Origin of the sequence: Quyinboa ferrireducens (assembly GCF_042436675.1) — a bacterium.
GTDB lineage: Bacteria > Bacteroidota > Bacteroidia > Bacteroidales > UBA5342 > JBHJHP01.
On record NZ_JBHMVA010000014.1, the window covers coordinates 1 to 15,152 of the forward strand.

At 36.2% G+C, this 15,152-nt stretch carries 11 protein-coding genes; 8 read left to right on the forward strand and 3 right to left on the reverse strand.

Features of this window, described 5'->3' with window-relative positions; translation table 11 throughout:
• Positions 1-447: 447 nt before the first annotated feature.
• The 3 genes from purB (at position 448) to dnaK (ending at position 5,796) form a co-directional block, all read left to right on the forward strand.
• Entirely contained in the window at positions 448-1,791 is a 1,344-nt protein-coding gene (purB, locus tag ACE01N_RS16650; protein WP_380591502.1) for an adenylosuccinate lyase, read from the forward strand.
• 25 nt (positions 1,792-1,816) lie between these two features.
• On the forward strand, positions 1,817-3,652 hold the full coding sequence (locus tag ACE01N_RS16655) for an ABC transporter ATP-binding protein (RefSeq protein WP_380591504.1): 1,836 nt from the start codon (positions 1,817-1,819) through the stop codon (positions 3,650-3,652).
• A 221-nt stretch (positions 3,653-3,873) separates the two neighbouring features.
• Complete coding sequence (gene dnaK, locus ACE01N_RS16660) at positions 3,874-5,796, forward strand: molecular chaperone DnaK (RefSeq protein ID WP_380591507.1); 1,923 nt, start codon at positions 3,874-3,876, stop codon at positions 5,794-5,796.
• Positions 5,797-5,908: 112 nt separating this feature from the next.
• Here the strand turns inward: dnaK and ACE01N_RS16665 are convergent, their stop codons facing one another.
• From ACE01N_RS16665 to ACE01N_RS16675, 3 genes are all read right to left on the reverse strand, one after another.
• Positions 5,909-6,247, reverse strand: a complete 339-nt coding sequence (locus ACE01N_RS16665; RefSeq protein WP_380591509.1) for a carboxypeptidase-like regulatory domain-containing protein — start codon at positions 6,245-6,247, stop codon at positions 5,909-5,911.
• Positions 6,248-6,389: 142 nt separating this feature from the next.
• On the reverse strand, positions 6,390-7,028 hold the full coding sequence (locus tag ACE01N_RS16670) for a hypothetical protein (protein ID WP_380591511.1): 639 nt from the start codon (positions 7,026-7,028) through the stop codon (positions 6,390-6,392).
• 189 nt (positions 7,029-7,217) lie between these two features.
• Positions 7,218-9,122: an AMP-dependent synthetase/ligase gene (locus ACE01N_RS16675; protein ID WP_380591513.1), complete on the reverse strand. Its 1,905-nt coding sequence runs from the start codon at positions 9,120-9,122 to the stop codon at positions 7,218-7,220.
• Positions 9,123-9,267: 145 nt separating this feature from the next.
• Between ACE01N_RS16675 and ACE01N_RS16680 the strand changes: the two genes are divergently transcribed.
• The 5 genes from ACE01N_RS16680 (at position 9,268) to asnB (ending at position 15,100) form a co-directional block, all read left to right on the forward strand.
• On the forward strand, positions 9,268-10,599 hold the full coding sequence (locus ACE01N_RS16680; protein WP_380591515.1) for a UDP-glucose dehydrogenase family protein: 1,332 nt from the start codon (positions 9,268-9,270) through the stop codon (positions 10,597-10,599).
• A 136-nt stretch (positions 10,600-10,735) separates the two neighbouring features.
• The gene (rfbA, locus tag ACE01N_RS16685) at positions 10,736-11,623 is read left to right on the forward strand and encodes a glucose-1-phosphate thymidylyltransferase RfbA (protein ID WP_380591517.1); all 888 of its coding nucleotides are present in this window, start codon (positions 10,736-10,738) and stop codon (positions 11,621-11,623) included.
• Positions 11,623-12,171 carry a dTDP-4-dehydrorhamnose 3,5-epimerase gene (rfbC, locus tag ACE01N_RS16690; RefSeq protein ID WP_380591519.1) on the forward strand — a complete coding sequence of 183 codons (549 nt, stop codon included), beginning with the start codon at positions 11,623-11,625 and terminating at the stop codon, positions 12,169-12,171. Before rfbA ends, rfbC begins: the two co-directional genes overlap by 1 nt.
• Before the next feature lie 26 nt (positions 12,172-12,197).
• The gene (gene rfbD / locus ACE01N_RS16695) at positions 12,198-13,067 is read left to right on the forward strand and encodes a dTDP-4-dehydrorhamnose reductase (RefSeq protein WP_380591521.1); all 870 of its coding nucleotides are present in this window, start codon (positions 12,198-12,200) and stop codon (positions 13,065-13,067) included.
• Positions 13,068-13,429: 362 nt separating this feature from the next.
• Positions 13,430-15,100, forward strand: coding sequence for an asparagine synthase B (asnB, locus tag ACE01N_RS16700; protein ID WP_380591523.1), 1,671 nt, complete (start codon positions 13,430-13,432; stop codon positions 15,098-15,100).
• Positions 15,101-15,152: the final 52 nt, after the last annotated feature.

A 15,152-nucleotide genomic window follows, 5' to 3' on the forward strand; every position in this document is an offset into this window, starting at 1 on the left:
CAAAACTCAAGACTAACTCTCCAGGGCCTCTACCCCTTCCAAAAGCGGCTGCAAAGAAAATCATTATTATCCCATTTCTCCAAACTTTTTCCAATCTTTTTTTACCCCTTTTTTATTACCATTCCTTAATCCCTTGAAATTGTGCTGTATAACATGAAAATTATTTTTACATGTTTCATAAATAAAGAGCAAAAGCTTTAAGAATAATACTTTCAGAAGTAAACTAAGAACTACGCGTCTGAGATAAGACACGATTAATATAACAGATAAAATTGCATAGTTGTTTACAAATAAGGCTTAAAAAAGTAAAATATATCAGTACATTCCAAAACATACATTAACGTTGTAACAGAAGAATGTCTACACTTTATCTATATAGGCAATCCATAATTATTTTAAAAACACAATAAATGTGATATTTTTGCAGTTCAATTTAATTAATCAGAAATGGCGCTATCAGAATTAACTGCAGTATCTCCAATCGACGGTCGGTATCACAGTAAAACAAAAGAATTAACGGACTATTTTTCGGAATTTGCACTCATAAAATATAGAGTTGAAGTAGAGATCAAATATTTTATTGCATTACACGAACTCCCACTTCCCCAGCTAAAAGACATCAAATCAGAAGATATAGAATCGTTAAGAAGCATAATTTCTAATTTTTCTTTAGAAAATGCCCAACGCATAAAAGATATTGAAATCGTTACAAATCACGATGTAAAAGCAGTTGAATATTTTATCAAAGAAGAATTTGATAAAATCGGGTTCAGCAAGTATAAGGAATTCATTCATTTTGGACTTACATCTCAGGACATTAATAATACCGCTATCCCATTATCTATTAAAGAAGCATTTGATAAGATTTATTATCCACTACTGTCGGAGGTAATTAATGTTCTTGCAGACGACGGAGAAAAATGGAAGGATATTCCTATGCTTGCCAAAACACATGGACAACCGGCATCGCCAACGAAACTGGGTAAAGAGATAATGGTGTTTGTTTACCGGCTTGAAAGACAGATAGAACATTTTAGCCAAATCCCTTTTACTGCTAAATTTGGAGGGGCAACCGGAAACTTAAATGCACATAAGATCTCCTTTCCGGAGATCGACTGGATGCAATTTGGAAATAAATTTGTATCAGAGTATTTAGGTTTAACACGGGAACAATACACAACACAGATCTCAAATTATGATGAACTGGGCGCATTTATGGATAACCTGAAGCGCATCAATACCATACTTATTGATTTGTGTCGGGATATTTGGACCTACATTTCGATGGACTATTTCAAACAAACGATTAAAAAAGGCGAAATCGGTTCATCAGCTATGCCACATAAAGTAAATCCAATTGATTTTGAAAATGCTGAAGGGAATCTGGGTGTTGCAAATGCTATTCTGGATCATTTAACATTAAAACTACCTATTTCCAGATTGCAGCGCGATCTTACCGACTCAACTGTACTAAGAAATATTGGTGTCCCATTTGGCCATACTTTAATTGCATTTAAATCGTTATTAAAAGGATTAGGAAAACTCCTATTAAATGAAGAAGCATTAAAAGCTGATCTGGATAAAAACTGGGCAGTTGTTGCAGAAGCAATTCAAACAATTTTGCGCAGTATTGGTTATCCTAATCCGTATGAAGCTTTAAAGGAACTAACAAGAACAAATAATGTAATTAACAAGGAAAGTATTCACTCTTTTATTGAGTCATTAAATATTGATAATGAACTGAAGGTAAAAATGAAAACAATTACACCTTATAATTACACAGGAATCTAATTAAACCAACCATTAAAGATTATTAATGAAGGATTTTTTCAAAATCTTAAGACGTTTTATTCCTCCTTATAAAACCAACTTAACACTTAATATTGTATTAACCATACTTAGTACTTTTGCCGGTTTGTTTTCATTTTATATGATGAAACCAATTCTGGAAATTCTATTTGGTATTAGTAAAGAGACTTACATCCATCAGAATATTTCTTATGAAAGTATTAAGGCCCTTACGGATTCTCTGAGCAATAACTTTTACTATTATATTGGTCATTTGATTGATATGAAAGGTAAAAGTTACACTCTGGGATTCATTGGAATATTTCTTATTGTATTCTCACTATTAAAAACTGGCCTTGCTTATCTTGCAGCTTATAGTATAATACCGATGCGTGCAGGTATATCCAGAGATATACGCGATATTATTTATAAGAAAATTCTTGATTTACCCATCGGTTTCTTTTCTGAACAAAAAAAAGGTGACATAATGTCCCGAATGTCAAGTGACGTACAGGAAGTTGAAAACTCAATTTTCAATTCTATTGAAATCATGTTTAAGAATCCCATCATTATCCTTATATATCTGGTGACCATGGTATATATGAGTTGGAGATTAACAATTTTTGTTTTTGTCTTACTGCCAATTAGTGGTACGATTATAGGTAGAATCGGGAAAACACTTAAACGAACCAGCAACAAAGGTCAGATTCAACTTGGCATAATTCTTTCAAACATTGAGGAATCGCTGTCCGGATTACGGATCATAAAAGCCTTTAATGCCGAACCTAAAAGCAAAAGAAATTTCAGGGAGAATGTTGATAAACATTTCCGGATCCAAAAAAGATTGATGCGTAAACGTCAGTTGGCTCACCCCGTTAGCGAATTACTCGGAACTATTGTCATAGTTATTGTACTATGGTATGGAGGAAAGTTAATTTTTGCAGGCTCAGCCTCTCTTGAAGCATCCATGTTCATGGTATATCTGGTTATTTTTTACAGTATTATCAATCCGGCAAAAGCATTTTCCACAGGATTTTATTCCATTCAGAAAGGTTTGGCCAGCATGGAACGCATAGATGAGATACTTCAGACCGAGTCAAATATTGTAGATAAAAGAGATGCTGAAGAATTGACTGGTTTTCATGACAAAATCGAATATAAAGATGTTAGCTTTAAGTATGAAAAGGAGATGGTTCTCAGTAACATTGACATTTCAATTTCTAAAGGCAAAACAGTGGCATTGGTTGGACAATCGGGATCAGGAAAAACGACCCTGGTGGATCTGCTTCCCCGTTTCTACGATGTTACAAATGGAGAGATCATCATAGACGGACATAATATTAAAAATGTCAGAGTAAAATCTCTGAGGCATTTAATGGGAAATGTGAATCAGGATCCCATTTTATTTAATGATACTTTTTATAACAATATTGCATTTGGTTTAGAGAACAGCACCAAAGAAGAGGTTATTGCTGCAGCAAAGGTGGCTAATGCCCATGAATTTATCATGGAAACAGAATTTGGATACGATACCAATATTGGTGACAGAGGAAGCAAACTTTCCGGTGGACAGAGACAAAGAATAAGCATTGCAAGAGCTGTACTGGCTAATCCCCCGATTTTAATTCTTGACGAGGCAACATCAGCACTTGACACAGAATCAGAACGATTGGTTCAGGATGCATTGGAGAACCTTATGAAAAACAGAACCACCATAGTAATCGCACACAGGCTATCAACTGTAAGAAATGCTGATGAAATTTGTGTTATGCATGAAGGTAAAATAGTTGAACGTGGTAAACACGAAGATCTGATCAGCCTTAAAGGGATTTATAAAAAATTGCATGACATGCAAATGTTCTGATCCAACAAATTGATTAGAGTCAATCATAATGTCATATCAGATTTCCATCCTGTCATGCCTTCCTAAACTTTAAAATCAAAATTGACAATTTGACGCATTTTATTACAGTCACCATTGTACCTCTGACATATTTTCAAGGTTAAAATCAACTTCCTTTTTTGGCATAACATTTGACTTAACAGTGGCGTGAATTTGAATATTAACCACTAAAAAAATAAAAAATGGGAAAGATTATAGGAATCGACCTTGGAACAACAAACTCATGTGTTTCTGTAATGGAAGGAAATGAGCCGGTTGTGATCCCTAACAGCGAAGGTAAACGTACAACTCCATCAATGGTGGCGTTTGTAGAGAATTCTGAGCGCAAAGTTGGTGATCCGGCAAAACGTCAGGCCATTACGAATCCACAAAAAACGATTGCATCAATTAAACGTTTCATGGGTGAAACTTATGATAACGTTACAAAAGAAATTAAGAGAGCTTCTTATAAGGTAGTTAAGGGAGAAAATAATACACCTCGTGTTGATATCGATGGCAGATTATATTCCCCGCAGGAAATATCTGCAATTGTTCTTCAGAAGATGAAGAAAACAGCAGAAGATTATCTTGGACAGGAAGTTACTGATGCAGTTATTACGGTACCTGCTTATTTTAGTGACTCACAACGTCAGGCAACAAAAGAAGCCGGAGAAATTGCTGGGTTAAATGTGCGAAGGATCGTGAATGAACCTACAGCAGCGTCATTGGCATATGGTCTCGACAAGCAGGATCATGATATGAAAATCGCAGTATTTGACCTTGGTGGAGGGACCTTCGATATTTCAATTCTTGAATTAGGCGACGGAGTTTTTGAAGTTAAATCAACAGATGGTGATACACACCTTGGTGGTGATGATTTCGACCAGGTAATTATTGACTGGCTGGCCGCCGAATTCAAAGCAGACGAAGGCATTGATCTTCGCGAAGATCCGATGGCTTTGCAACGTTTGAAAGAAGCAGCAGAAAAGGCAAAAATTGAGCTTTCAAGTTCAACTCAGACAGAGATCAATCTGCCATATATTATGCCGGTAAACGGAATTCCAAAACACCTGGTAAGAAGTCTGTCAAGAGCTAAATTTGAACAACTATCAGATTCTTTAATTCAGGCTACCGTTGAACCATGTAAGAAAGCATTAAAAAATGCCGGATTATCACCATCAGATATCAATGAAGTTATTCTAGTTGGAGGGTCAACACGTATTCCTGCGGTTCAGGCTAAAGTAAAGGAATTATTTGGCAAAGAACCTTCTAAAGGGGTCAACCCGGATGAAGTAGTTGCTGTAGGTGCAGCTATTCAGGGTGGCGTTTTAACCGGTGAAGTTAAGGATGTACTTCTTTTGGATGTTACACCGCTGTCTTTAGGTATTGAAACAATGGGTAGTGTGATGACTAAATTAATTGAAGCCAACACGACTATTCCAACCAAAAAGACAGAAACATTCACAACAGCTGCAGACAATCAACCTTCGGTTGAAATTCATGTATTGCAGGGAGAACGTGCGATGGCAAGAGATAATAAAACTATCGGACGCTTCCATTTGGACGGAATTCCACCAGCCCCACGAGGTGTACCACAGGTTGAAGTTACATTCGATATTGATGCCAATGGCATCCTGAACGTTTCTGCAAAAGATAAGGGAACTGGCAAAGAACAGAGTATTCGTATTGAAGCTTCTTCAGGACTTTCAGACGACGAAATAAAACGAATGAAAGACGAGGCTTCTGCAAATGCTGATGCCGACAAAAAAGAGAAAGAACGTATCGACAAACTTAACGCTGCCGACAGTATGATTTTCCAGACTGAAAAACAGCTCAAAGAATTTGGCGACAAGTTGCCGGCAGATAAGAAAAAACCGATTGAAGATGCATTAAATAAACTAAAAGAAGCACACAAGTCGCAGAATATTGAAGCAATTGATTCTGCCATGAATGAACTGAATACTGTATTTCAGGCTGCTTCCCAGGAAATGTATAATGCAAGTCAGGCTCAGGGCCAGGGACAACCTGATCCTGGAGCAGGTCAGCAGACATCCGGCGGTGAAAGTCAGAAAGGCGGAAGCAACGACGATGAAGTAACTGATGTGGATTTTGAAGAAGTAAAATAATACTGATATGTTATTACAAAAATGGGTTAGCAGTTGCTAACCCATTTTTTTTGCCATAAAAAAGAGGTAATTAAGAAAATTACCTCTTTAAATTAATTATTTAGAAAGCTCTTTAGTTTTGAGCAAATCCTGTATTCTCTTCTAATGTAACCTCAAGATATAAATTTTTATTCTTCTTAATTTTCAATTCCTTTTTAACAGGTTTATATCCTGCAAAAGAAAATGTTACAGTATATTTTCCTTCGGGTAAATCCAATTCAAAATCACCGGTTTTTTCAGAAAATGTTCCAATTGTAGTTCCCTTACACTGAATATTTGCCAGTGACAAAGGAATTTTATATCCTCTCACATTTTCGTAAACCACACCACTTATTTTAGATTTTTCCTGTTTATTAGAACCAAAAACAGTTACCGAGAAAAGTATAAAAAATAATAGAACAGTTGTTTTCATGCATTACAATTTGATGCTACAAATTAATGCCATCATCATTACAACTAATCGACACCAATATTTCAATATTGTTAAAATTTAATGACAAAAAAAGCTGCCAATTCTGGCAGCTCTCTATATGTTGCTTTTGCTTTGCATCAAATTATTCACCCAACATAGCCATTCTGCTTTTAGCCAATGAAACGGCTTCTCCATTTGGAAATTGTTCCAGATATGCATTATAAGCTTCCATAGTGTCCTGACTTTTGGCTTTTTGCCAAGAAACAATATCAACGGTCTTTTCTGCTTTTGCGGCAAACTGCCCCTCTGGATAAGTCTCCAGATATGATTTCAGTCCCCGAAGGTTAAAATCATTTACTGCATTATCGTAAGCTACAATGAAAAGTTCCTTTTCTAATGTTGCTTTAACTTCTTCACTGTTTTTACTGTCTGGGTAATTAGCAAGATATAATTCACACCTCTTTACAGATGGTGAATTATCTATTAATTTTTTAAATTTCTTTTCCGACGGGACCAAAACAATATCGGTATACAGGTCAACACCATCAAGCTGTGCTGCTCTTTTCACACCTTTATAAACAATATTGAGTACTGCATCCGGTGCTGCATTTATTTCAAAATACCCGTTTACATCAGTTTTCACCTGATCTCCATTGGCATTTATAACCTTTGCACTTTTAACTGGTTCATCAACGAAATACACAACACCTGAAACCTTTTGAGCAAATGTGTATGCTGAAAAGATTATTAATAATCCTAATACTAACTGAAACTTTTTCATGTCAATCTTTTTTAAATTTTCAACCAATTAATCCGGCTAACCGGAATCTCGTTTCATTGTTGTTTCGTTGCTTTTTCAAAAGTATTGCATGAATATTACAGGAATATTACAAAAATGTTTCAATTAGCTATTCACAAGCTTTTTAAACTGGTTTTAGATAAATTTTCCCGGAAAACCGGAATAAATATCTTAGTTTAACAACTTGTCCATGTGTGCCATATTAACCTGGTTAATAATATTTTTAGCTTCCGGCGTATATAAATATTTCAATTCCGACTCAAAATGTTCCGTAATTCTTGCCCTGACGATCTTCATGGTGCTGTTCATCAGTTTATTTTCCTCGTTGAATGATTCTGACAAAACACTTACCGAAGTAGGCAACCATCTTGCAGGAAATAAGTTTTGCATACTGCCACCGGCTTTGAATTTATCAACTTCACCTTGAAGAACCTTTAGTGCTTCTTCTTTCCCTTCCTTTGATTTAGGATCGACTGATTTATCTTTTAAATGTGCCACCAGCGCCTGTTTATTTGGAACTAAAAACATTACCGTATATGGATCCTGATTATTATGCAGCATTGCCTGCTCAATAAATTGCGAATTATCAACAATCGCCTCTTCAATTCCTTCCGGACTATATTTTTCGCCGTCGCTGCTAATCAAAAGACTTTTAAATCTTCCAAACACATACAAAAAACCATCATCATCCATATATCCCAAATCACCGGTATGCAACCATCCGTCTTTAAGCGTTTCTTCCGTCGCTTTAGGATTATTCCAATATCCTAACATTACATTATCGCCTTTTACCAGTATCTCCCCCTTTTCGTAATTTGGAAGCTCATTTCCTTCGTCATCAACAATTTTCAACTCCATATTTTTTACGAGATAACCCGATGACCCCAGTTTATGACGAAACATTGAATTTGCAGAAATAATTGGAGAAGCTTCACTCAAGCCATAGCCCTGAAGCATAGGGATTCCGAGCGCATAGAAAAATCGTTGCAGTTCTGTATCCAGCAAAGCACCTCCTCCTATAAAAAATTCCAGATTCCCACCAAAACCCTCACGAACCTTGGAAAAAACAATCTTATCAAAGAGTCCAACCAATGGTTTCAACAATTTTTTTGCTCCTTTGCCTTTGTCAAAACCCAGACTATTATACCTGTAAGCTGTATTAAGCCCTGTATTAAAAAGAGTTGTAACAACCTTTCCTTTGGCCTTTATTCCGGATTCAATGTTCTTTCTGAAATTTTTAGCCAGTGCCGGCACACTCATCATAATATGAGGCTTAATTTCATTGATATTTTTAGAAACATTTTTCAGCGTTTCCATCTGTGTTTTACCGGTCTGAACCGAAGCTATACTGGCCCCGAAATACATAAAAGCGTATAAGCAGGCTGTATGGGCAAATGCATGATCCCATGGAAGTATAGCCAGGGTTTTGTGCGTTTCGGGAATTGACATCAATGTAGAAGCCTGTTCCACATTGGCCGCATAATTCAGTTGCGAAAGCATAATACCCTTTGGATCCGCCGTGGTTCCTGAAGTATATGAAATATTAGCCACATCATCGGGCTTTATTGAATCCCTGAGTTTAAGAAATTCCTTTTCGTGATTCTTAAGGTAATTTTTTCCTTTCGCCAGAATATCACCTATATAAATCTCTTTTTCCTCCAAAGGAATACTGTCAAATACTATAATTAGTTCAATGTCCTTTAACTTATCTTTGATATCCCGTAATTTATTAATCTGATGTTTACTGGTTAAAATAAACCTGCTCCCTGAATGTTTTATCCTGAAAAACAACTCATTTTCCGCATCCAGTTTAACCGAAAGTGGCACATTAATACCGCCAGCATACAATACAGCCAGTTCGGAAATAAGCCATAAATTTCTGCCTTCTGACAATAACGAAGCCCTGTCGCCCTTTTTAAAACCGGAAGCAATAAGCCCGTTTGCCAAAACATAAACATCATCACGAATTTCGCTATATGTCTGAGAAACATAACCTTTCCCCATATTTTCGTACAGGAATGGATTACCAGAGTACTTTTCCACAGAAGTTTCAAACAATTCAATGATTGTCTTCATAATGAGATCAAATTTGGTTAACGTTCAAAAATAAGCATTTATTAGAAATAAAATACGTGATTTCCCCCCTTTAAATAAAATAGGTTATATAACATAATAATTTTAAATTTGCCTCTGAACTTAAATTTTTAATCTAAATAAAAATATGAAAGTAGCTGTAATAGGGACTGGTTACGTGGGATTGGTTACAGGCGCCTGTTTATCTGAGACAGGAATTCAGGTTGCATGTATTGATGTCGATAAAAATAAAATTGAACGTTTAAAACAAGGCATTATTCCTATATACGAACCAGGTTTAGACCGACTGGTTAAAAATAATTATGAAAAGGACAGACTTCAATTCTCTATTAGTTTGCCTGAAGGAATTAAAGATGCGGAAGCAATTTTCATCGCAGTAGGAACACCTCCGGGAGAAGATGGAAGTGCTGATCTGAGCTATGTAATCGCAGTAGCAAAAGAAATTGGTCAAAACCTTACTAAGTATGCAGTAGTTGTAACTAAAAGTACTGTACCTATTGGGACCTCACATAAAGTAAAGGCAGCTGTACAAGAGGAACTGGATGCGAGAAATTCTGATATAAAATTTGATGTGGCATCCAATCCGGAATTCCTGAAGGAAGGAAATGCTGTGGAGGATTTTCTAAGGCCTGACAGAATTGTATTGGGTGTGGAAAGTGAACAGGCGATAAAAATATTAAACAGGGTATATCATCCTTTTATGCTCAGTGGACACAGAATCATTACCATGGATATTCCATCAGCGGAAATGACCAAATATGCTGCAAATGCAATGCTAGCAACTAAAATCAGTTTTATGAATGATATTGCCAATTTGTGCGAAATTGTTGGTGCTGATGTAAGCATGGTACGCAAAGGTATTGCAGCTGATGCAAGAATTGGAAATAAATTCATATATCCTGGTGTAGGCTTTGGGGGATCCTGTTTTCCTAAAGATGTAAAGGCTCTGATTAAAACAGCCAGCGAATACAATTATTCCCTTGACGTACTTAAAGCTGTCGAATCAGTAAATAACAGGCAGAAATTTGTTATTGTAGATAAGATAAAATCGTACTTTAAAGACGATATTAAAGGAAAAAAAATTGCGATCTGGGGATTAGCGTTCAAACCAAATACTGATGATACGCGCGAAGCACCGGCTTTCGTTATCATTGATGAACTTTTAAAGCTGGGAGCCCAAGTTGCAGCTTATGATCCTGCAGCCATAGAGGAGACGAAAAAAGTATTCGGCGATAAAATCTTATACGGAAAAGAATCATATGATGTTTTAGTGGATGCTGATGCATTAGTTCTTGTTACAGAATGGAGTGAATTCAGGGTTTTGAATTACCCGGTTTTGAGCAAACTCATGAATGGAAGGGTCATTTTTGACGGAAGAAATATTTATTCCCCGCAAGAAGTAATTGAACATGGTTTCGACTATTTTAATATAGGAAGTCAACCTTTGAACCATTTATAATGAGGTAAAAGGAATTCAGCTAACCCTCAGATCTGACAAAAAACATAAAAGAAGGCTTTAACAATCTCGTTGGAAAATGGTTTATATAAGAGTAATTAATATTTTTGAAACCTATTATAAATATAAATAAGACTTTATGAAAGGAATAATTCTAGCAGGTGGTTCGGGAACCAGGTTATATCCAATAACCAAATCCATTTCTAAACAGATCATTCCGGTTTATGATAAACCCATGATATACTATCCTTTATCGGTTTTAATGTTGGCCGGTATCAAAGAAATTCTGATTATATCAACACCACAGGATTTGCCACTCTACAGAAACCTGTTTGGTGATGGTTCTGATTATGGATTAAGACTTGAATATGCGGAACAACCTTCACCAGATGGTTTGGCTCAGGCATTTATTATTGGTGAAGAATTTATAGAAAATGATAACGTTTGCCTTATCCTTGGGGATAATATATTTTACGGTTACAATTTTAGTGGGAAACTTAAGAATTCATCTAAACTGGAAGATGGTGCAGTAGTCTTCGGTTATTATGTGCATGATCCTGAACGTTATGGCGTTGTTGATTTTGATGATAATGGCAATGTATTAAGTATTGAAGAAAAACCGGAAAAACCAAAATCGCATTACGCTGTTACAGGTCTGTATTTCTATAGTAACGATGTGGTTGAAAAAGCCAAGAATCTGAAACCTTCAAAAAGAGGAGAGCTTGAGATCACCGATTTAAACAAACTGTACCTTGACGAAGGACGGCTAAGTGTTGAGCTGATGGGCAGAGGTATGACCTGGCTGGATACTGGTACGCACGACAGTTTATTGCAAGCCTCCAATTTTATATCAACAATACAAAACAGACAAGGATTAATGGTTTCATGTATTGAAGAAATTGCCTATAAAAGAGGCTTTATTAATAAAGAAAAACTAATTGAACTGGCGAAACCGTTAATTAAAAATCATTATGGCAGGTATTTAATGGATGTTGCCAATAATTACACAAATGAACTAACGAAATAATGGAAATAGTAGAGACTCCAATTAAAGACCTATTGATTATTAAACCCAGAATTTTTAAAGATGACAGAGGTTATTTTTATGAATCATGGAATAAAAAAACATTTGAATCGGAAGGTATAACAAATAGCTTTATTCAGGATAATGAATCCCAGTCTTCTTATGGTGTAGTAAGAGGCCTGCACTATCAGCTAGCTCCTTTTTCTCAGGCAAAACTCGTTCGGGTATTATCAGGTTCTGTGCTGGATGTAGCGGTGGATCTCAGAAAGAACAGTCCTACGTTCGGAAAATGGCACGCAGTGGAGTTAACCTCAGAAAATAAGCTTATGTTTCTTGTACCAAGAGGTTTTGCACACGGATTTGCTGTTCTTAGCGAAAAAGCAACGTTTGCATATAAGTGTGACAACGCCTATAATCCACAAAGTGAAAGAAGTATTAATCCGTTTGATTCAACGTTAAATATTGACTGGAAAATTGACAAGGCCGGTGCAATTTTGAGTGCAAAAGATAAGGACGCACCTGATTTTTCAATTGCTGAATTCAATTTTTAATCATTCTCATCATAAATAAAACAAATATGAAGATTCTTGTTACAGGCTCAAATGGTCAGTTGGGTTCTGAATTCAAAAACAGAGTTTCTGATTTTAAAAAATGGAAATTTGTATTTACTGATGTTGCAGAGCTCAATATAACTTCTCCTGATGCCATTGATAATTACATTAAAAAACAAGGGCCTTTCAATTATTTAATAAACTGTGCTGCTTACACGGCAGTAGATAAAGCAGAAGATGAACCAGAAAAGGCGAAATTGCTTAACTCTGACGCCCCTGGATTTCTTGCAAAAGCCTGTAATAAAAATGATATCAAACTAATTCATGTTTCCACTGACTATGTTTTTGAGGGAAAAAACTACTTACCTTATACAGAAAATGACGAGACAAAACCAAATTCAGAATATGGCAAAACCAAACTTAACGGAGAACTTCAGGTTTTAATGTATAATCCTCAGAGTATTATTATAAGAACATCGTGGTTGTATTCAAGGTTTGGACATAATTTTGTAAAGGTGATGCAAAAACTCGGAAGCGAACGCGATAAAATATCCGTTGTTTTTGATCAGATTGGAACACCCACGCATGCTTATGATCTGGCAGATGCAGTACTTGCTATACTTTCAGCTTCAGAAAATAATAAACAGGACTGGATTAAGGGTGTATATCACTTTTCCAACGAAGGCGTTTGTAGTTGGTACGATTTTGCAAGTGAAATTATGAAACTCTGGAACATTGATTGTAGCATTGAACCTATTACTTCAGACATGTATCCCCAGAAGGCACCAAGACCTTTTTATTCTGTCATGAATAAAACAAAGATCAAAAAAAATTATGCAATAAAAATTCCAAATTGGAAAGATTCGCTCCGGCATTATAAAGAACTGACAAAATAATGCTTACAAAATGTCAGTTTTTTCTCAAAAAATAACTTTTTCCAGTTAGACGAATCCAAGAACCTAAAAACTAAAAAACGAGGGGGTACAAGTAAAATTTTACCTTTTTATATCAAAACACCCCTGAATTGCTCATACACTTATCCAATATTTATCTAATTTAATCACAAATACCCCTTCCTTAAACAGGGAACAAACATTATTGACCTATTATACAAATTCATTATAAATACACTTTTTGATATCATTTTTCCATATATGATATTTTTATGTAAGACCAATGCATTTTTTGTAAACTATTTGATTATATTTGCAGCGGAGTGCATGACAAACGATATTAATTAGAATAAAGAATATTCATTATGTGTGGAATAGTTGGAGTGTTTGATGTAAAAATTGAAACAACCGGTTTAAGACCTCAGGTTCTGGAAATGTCTAAAAGAATTCGTCACCGTGGTCCGGACTGGTCTGGAATTTATTGTGGGGATAAGGCTTTGCTGGCACACGAACGCTTATCAATCGTAGATCCTCAATCCGGTAAACAACCCTTGTTTTCTCCGGACAAAAAGATAATTCTTGCGGTTAATGGTGAAATATATAACCACAAGGAAATAAGGCAACAATATGAAGGCAAATATGATTTTCAGACCAATAGCGACTGTGAAGTAATCATTCCGTTATACCTGGAAAAAGGAAAAGATTTTATAGAAGACTTAAGTGGAATCTTTGCCTTTGCACTGTATGATTCAGAGAAGGACATTTACCTGGCTGCAAGAGATCAAATTGGGGTAATACCAATGTATCGTGGATGGGATAAGTTTGGCAATTTTTATGTTGCTTCTGAATTAAAAGCTCTCGAAGGTTATTGTAACAATATTGAAGTATTCCTTCCTGGTCATTTAATGTACAGCCCCGATGGTATTGATTTCCAGCGTTGGTATTCAAGAGATTGGTTTGAATATGATAACGTAAAGGATAATCCTACGTCTATAGAAGATTTAAAAGATGCTCTGGAAACAGCTGTACATAAGCAACTCATGTCTGATGTTCCTTACGGCGTGTTGTTATCAGGAGGACTGGACTCTTCTGTAACTTCTGCTCTGGCCAAGAAATTCAGCGGAACAAGAGTAGATACAGATGATAAAGAAGAAGCATGGTGGCCAAGACTCCATTCTTTTGCAGTAGGACTTGAAGGTTCTCCTGACCTTGCTGCTGCTCAAAAAGTAGCAGATCATATTGGAACAGTTCATCATGAAATACACTTTACCATTCAGGAAGGAATTGATGCGTTAAGAGATGTAATTTATCATCTTGAAACATACGATGTAACAACCATTCGCGCAGCAACGCCGATGTATTTACTGGCAAGGGTTATTAAATCTATGGGGATTAAAATGGTATTGTCCGGAGAAGGTGCAGATGAAGTGTTCGGTGGCTACCTTTACTTCCACAAAGCACCAAATGCCAAAGAATTTCACGAGGAAACCATTCGTAAATTAAATAAGCTTCACTTATACGATTGCCTGAGGGCAAATAAAGCACTCGCTGCCTGGGGAGTGGAAGGCCGTGTGCCGTTCCTGGATAAAGAATTTCTTGACGTTGCCATGCGCCTGAATCCACAGGATAAGATGATAACACCTGAAAGAATGGAAAAATGGGTTGTTCGCAAAGCATTTGAAGATTATCTTCCGGCAAGCGTTGCATGGCGTCAGAAAGAACAATTTTCTGATGGTGTTGGTTACAGCTGGATTGACAGTTTAAAGGAATTGGTAAACAAGAAAGTTACCGACGAGGAAATGGCAACTTCAAAATATCGTTTCCCTATCAACCCTCCTATGAGCAAGGAAGAATATTACTACAGGACAATATTTTCTGAACATTTCCCATCAGATGCAGCAGCAAGATGTGTTCCTTCGGTACCTTCTGTTGCATGTAGTACTGCTGAGGCACTTGCATGGGATGAGTCATTTAAAAACATGACAGATCCGTCAGGAAGGGCCGTTAAAAACGTACACAAAGATGCTTATAAATAGCAGATCATAATTTTATATACTGAGCCACAGCAAATGATGTTGTGGCTTTTTT